Genomic DNA, 4,891 nt, shown 5'->3' with positions numbered 1-4,891 from the left:
GTTTCACAAAGGAGGATGAAAACCACCCCCCCAAGCCCCCCCTTGTTAAGGGGGGGAAAGTTCCTTTGGTGCTCAATGGCCAACGGCAATCCCCCCCTTTGTTCAAGGGGGGGCATGGGGGGGTTATTTTCGGATGAACTTACATGAGCCTTCGGCTCACAAAGGTTGATGAAAATGAGGCCCCCTCCCCTTAGTCCCCTCCCGCAAGGGGAGGGGAGATATGAAAGATTGCCGAAGATTCCCCCTCCCTTGACGGGAGGGGGTTAGGGGGAGGGTGAGCTATGGAGATTTTCGGATGAATGAAGATATCATAACAATTATTCTTGCGGCAGGGCTTGGTAAGCGGATGAAGTCAGGGCTTGCAAAGGTTCTGCATCCTGTTGCAGGTGTGCCGATGATACTTTATCCGGTTAAGGCAGCAGGGGAAATATCTTCTGCAAAAACGATTGTAGTGGCAGGCCATCAGGCAGACCGTGTTAAGTATATACTGTCTGATAAAAATGTGGAGATAGTTTTTCAGGCAGAACAGAAAGGTACAGCCGATGCAGTCAGGCTTGCAGTTGATTCAATGCGTAATTTCAAAGGCATGGTTGTTGTTCTGTGCGGCGATGTCCCTTTGATTACATCAGAAATTGTCGGAGAACTTTTACTGACTCATAAAAATACCGGGGCATCTCTTACGGTTCTTACCACAGAGGTGGACGACCCTTCAGGTTATGGCAGGATTTTTCGTGGACCCGGCGGATCTATTTTGCGGATTGTGGAAGATAAGGATGCAGATGAGAGAATAAAGCGTATCAGAGAGATTAACACGGGCATATATGTGTTTAACAGCACTTTCCTATCAGAGGTAATCGGTGAGATAAGGTCAGAGAATGTACAGAAGGAGTTTTATCTGACAGACAGTATCGAACTCGGCATCAGTAAGGGATTAAAAGTTCTGGCACATAAGACTTTACAGCACGAAGAGGTAATGGGGATTAATACGAAGGCTGAACTTGCCTCAGCAGAAGGTATTATGAGGAGTCGTATAAATAACAGGCATCTGATTAACGGGGTGATTATGGTTAATCCTGATACTGTATACATAGATGAGTCAGTTATTATTGCCCGTGATGTGACCATATATCCCGGTACTTTTATTCAGGGCAATACTGTTATAGGCGAAGGAAGTGTCATTTATCCGAATAATAGGATTGTGGACAGCGTGATTGGATGTGGTGTGACCATTAAAGATTCCAGTGTGATAGAGGAGAGCAGGGTAGGTGATAATGCACAGATCGGCCCGTTTGCACATCTCAGGCCAGGCACAGTGCTTGATAAAAATGTACATATAGGCAATTATGTAGAACTCAAAAAGGCTTATGTTGGGGAAGGTTCAAAGGCCAATCACCTTACTTATCTTGGTGATACCGAGATAGGAAGCGGTGTAAATATAGGGGCCGGTACAATCACCTGTAACTACGATGGTTATAAAAAATATAAGACTACTATAGGCAACGGCGTTTTTGTGGGCAGTGATGTACAGTTTATAGCGCCGGTAAGTATCGGAGATAATGCATTAATCGCAGCAGGTTCAACAGTTACAAAGGACGTCCCACCTGGCGCCCTTGCCATAAGCCGTGTTGAGCAGGAGAACAGGGAAGGGTATGTGGAGAAGAGGCGGAAGGTGAAGGGGAGTAAGCAATGAGCAGAGGTAAGAGGTTAGAAGTAAGAAGTGAGAACCCCACCCTCACCCGGACCCTCTCCCTGAGGGAGAGGGTGCTAAGATTATTCCCTCCCCTTCAAGGGGAGGGTTCTATGTTTCCCCCTCCCTTGACGGGAGGGGGGTAGGGGGAGGGTGAGCAATGTTAAACATGGAGGATAGCTTATGTGCGGGATAATCGGCTATGTGGGGGATCAGAACGCAGTACCTATTTTAATAGATGGCCTGAAGAGGCTTGAGTACAGGGGGTATGACTCTGCGGGTGTTGCTTTTGTCCAGAATGAAAAGATAGTTGTCAAACGCAGTGTAGGGAAATTGAAGAACCTTGAGCTTGTATTGTCAGGGGAAAACCCTGTCAGCAGAATAGGTATCGGACACACCAGATGGGCTACGCATGGCCGCCCTTCAGAAGAGAATGCCCATCCGCACAGGGTTGACAATATTGTGGTTGTCCATAACGGGATTATAGAGAATTATACACAGCTTAAAAAAGAGTTGATGGCAGAAGGCCGCCATTTTGCCTCAGAAACAGATACCGAGGTCATTGCCCACCTGATTGACCGGCATGTCAAGAAAGGGCTTACGTTAGTTCAGGCAGTGCAGGAGGCATTGAAAGAGGTAAAAGGTGCGTATGCTATTGCTGCAATAAGACAGGAAGAACCTGATCAAATTGTCGGTGCAAGAAACGGATGTCCGCTGGTTGCAGGTCTTGCACAGGGAGGTTCCTTCCTTGCCTCTGATATACCGGCAATACTTGGTTATACAAGGGATGTGGTATTTCTGGATGATGAAGAGATTATAATTCTATCTCCTGAGGGGATACAGATAATGGATATTGAAGGTAATCCCATTGAAAAAGAATCCTCTAAAGTGATCTGGAATCCTGTTATGGCGGAAAAGGGCGGCTACAGGCATTTTATGCTGAAAGAGATATATGAACAGCCGAGGGCTATAATGGATACCATCAGGGGGCGGCTCTCCCATGATACCGGAAACATTTATCTTGATGAGATAGGCTTATCAGATGAGGATATTAAGAACCTGAAGAACATGTATATTGTTGCATGCGGCACATCATGGCACGCTGCACTGGTCGGCAAGTTTATGATAGAGGAGATAGCAAGACTTCCGGTTGAAGTGGACGTTGCCTCTGAATTCAGATACCGTGACCCGCTGATTAATGAAAACAGCCTGCTTGTTGCAATCACACAATCCGGTGAGACAGCAGATACACTTGCGGCTATGAGAGAGGCAAAGAGTAAGAAAGGCAAGGCCCTCGTAATATGCAATGTCGTAGGGAGCACTGCCTCAAGAGATTCCGATGGAATCATATACACCCATGCAGGTCCGGAGATAGGTGTTGCTGCTACAAAGACATTTACTGCACAATTGGGTGCACTCTATCTTCTTGCATTACATCTTGGAAGGGTTCGGGGTGTACTTTCACAGGAAAAGTGTAAAGAGTATATTGAGACGTTATCACTCCTGCCGCATATAGTAGAAAAGGTTCTGGAACATGGGGACAAGATAGAAGAGATGGCAAGGGTATATTTTCAGTACAGGGACTTCTTATTTTTAGGAAGAGGCCCGAATTACCCTATTGCACTTGAAGGTGCTCTAAAACTAAAAGAAATATCCTATATACATGCAGAAGGTTATCCTGCCGGCGAGATGAAGCACGGCCCGATAGCACTTATTGATGATAAGATGCCCACAGTTGCCCTGATAACTAAAAACTGCGTTTATGACAAAGTCCTGAGCAATATTATGGAAGTCAAGGCACGCGGAGGCAGGATAATAGCAGTTGCAACAGAAGGCGACCAGGATATTGCAGGAAAGGCAGACAATGTAATCTATATCCCTGAGTTTGACCACCTGTTGACACCAGTGCTGATTTCCATACCATTGCAGCTACTGGCATACCATATAGCAGTGCTCAGGGGTTGTGACGTTGACCAGCCGAGGAACCTGGCAAAGAGTGTGACAGTGGAGTAGTGTAAGAGGTAAGAAGCAAGAAGAGGAAATAAAAAAATCCCCCTTTAGAAAAGGGGGGCTGGGGGGATTTGAAGCGGAGATTTTCACATGATTCCTAACGCATCTTCTCTTTTATAAACTTTCCAAGTTCCTTATCAATCTTGGTGACATGCTGTATCCACCAGTCAGAGAGCAGTTCACTTGTCAGCAGGATTGAGTGAAAGGTTATTCCTGAAGTATCAACGGCCTGCCTGAGTTCATTAAAATCATTTTTGAATTTAAGATGTGCCGTATGGTGAGAAGGATACTCAGGATAATTATACTGCTTTTGAAGTGATTCTTCTGTTTCAAAATGGTTTACTATATAGTTGTCAACAAAAGAGAATAGTTTCATACCTTCTTCTTTGCTCCTGCCGTTATTGCAGGAGTCATATAAGGCATTAATCCTGTTGAATAACTCTCTGTGCTGATTGTCAATTACTTCAACTCCGGTGGCCATACCGGCCGTCCATATTAGTGACATATTATAATCTCCTTGTAATAACTACTGTTTAAATATGTATTACCTATTTGCTCAGTATATCAATAAGCAGGTTTTTTATCTCGTTTATAGGTACCGGTTTTTTCATGTACCTTAGTTTGTTTTTCTTAAAGAAAGAAACCCTCTCTTCATCAGCATTGCCTGTGAAGAAAATAAAACGATCCTTTATATTCGGGAACTTCTCAGACGCCTTGTTGTAAAATTCTATACCATTCATCACCGGCATATCAACATCAGATACAATTGCCGCATAGTAGTTTTCATCTGTCTTCTCCATCGCCTCTTTGCCGTTACATGCCCTGTCAATAACACCTTCATCCTCAAAAAAGGCTGAGAGCAGGTCAACTATCATCTCATCGTCATCCACAACAAGTATCTTCTCCTCCCAAATTGCGGGCAACTTTTTTATATCTTTAAGATACTTACTAAACTCTTTATGTGATTCCAGATACCTTTCTATGTATCTTCTGTGATGGTGCATTTCTACGGCTACCTGAATGAATTCTTTGTGCTGATGTTTTAATGTATTGATTGAGGCTCTTGCAAAAGTCTCCGTGACATCTGGTAAAACCGGCACAAAATTGGATTTTGCAATTTAAAAATCACCTATCGTACAAATTAGATCGTTAAATTACACTTTTTAAGCAATCCAAGCATTTTCAGGGCGTACT

4 protein-coding genes are annotated in these 4,891 nt (G+C 44.2%); 2 read left to right on the top strand and 2 right to left on the bottom strand.

The window, feature by feature from the left end; translation table 11 throughout:
* Positions 1-295 precede the first annotated feature (295 nt).
* Together glmU and glmS are read left to right on the top strand one after the other, a co-directional pair.
* Positions 296-1,690, top strand: a complete 1,395-nt coding sequence (gene glmU / locus HZA08_03000) for a bifunctional UDP-N-acetylglucosamine diphosphorylase/glucosamine-1-phosphate N-acetyltransferase GlmU (protein ID MBI5192394.1) — start codon at positions 296-298, stop codon at positions 1,688-1,690.
* A 180-nt stretch (positions 1,691-1,870) separates the two neighbouring features.
* Positions 1,871-3,700: a glutamine--fructose-6-phosphate transaminase (isomerizing) gene (gene glmS / locus HZA08_02995; protein ID MBI5192393.1), complete on the top strand. Its 1,830-nt coding sequence runs from the start codon at positions 1,871-1,873 to the stop codon at positions 3,698-3,700.
* Between the two features lie 94 nt (positions 3,701-3,794).
* Here glmS and HZA08_02990 read toward each other — a convergent pair whose 3' ends face one another.
* The gene (locus tag HZA08_02990; GenBank protein MBI5192392.1) at positions 3,795-4,202 is read right to left on the bottom strand and encodes a hemerythrin family protein; all 408 of its coding nucleotides are present in this window, start codon (positions 4,200-4,202) and stop codon (positions 3,795-3,797) included.
* 43 nt (positions 4,203-4,245) lie between these two features.
* The gene (locus tag HZA08_02985) at positions 4,246-4,797 is read right to left on the bottom strand and encodes a response regulator (GenBank protein MBI5192391.1); all 552 of its coding nucleotides are present in this window, start codon (positions 4,795-4,797) and stop codon (positions 4,246-4,248) included.
* Between the last annotated feature and the right edge of the window lie 94 nt (positions 4,798-4,891).

This window comes from Nitrospirota bacterium, assembly GCA_016212215.1.
Classification (GTDB): domain Bacteria; phylum Nitrospirota; class 9FT-COMBO-42-15; order HDB-SIOI813; family HDB-SIOI813; genus JACRGV01.
The sequence above is the reverse complement of the archived record's forward strand: the minus strand, read 5'-3'. Positions and strand labels throughout refer to the sequence as shown.

Coding starts and splice junctions, on each gene's coding strand:
- glmS (MBI5192393.1), top strand. CDS start 1,871: ATGTGCGGGATAATCGGCTATGTGGGGGATCAGAACGCAGTACCTATT.
- HZA08_02990 (MBI5192392.1), bottom strand. CDS start 4,202: ATGTCACTAATATGGACGGCCGGTATGGCCACCGGAGTTGAAGTAATT.
- glmU (MBI5192394.1), top strand. CDS start 296: ATGAATGAAGATATCATAACAATTATTCTTGCGGCAGGGCTTGGTAAG.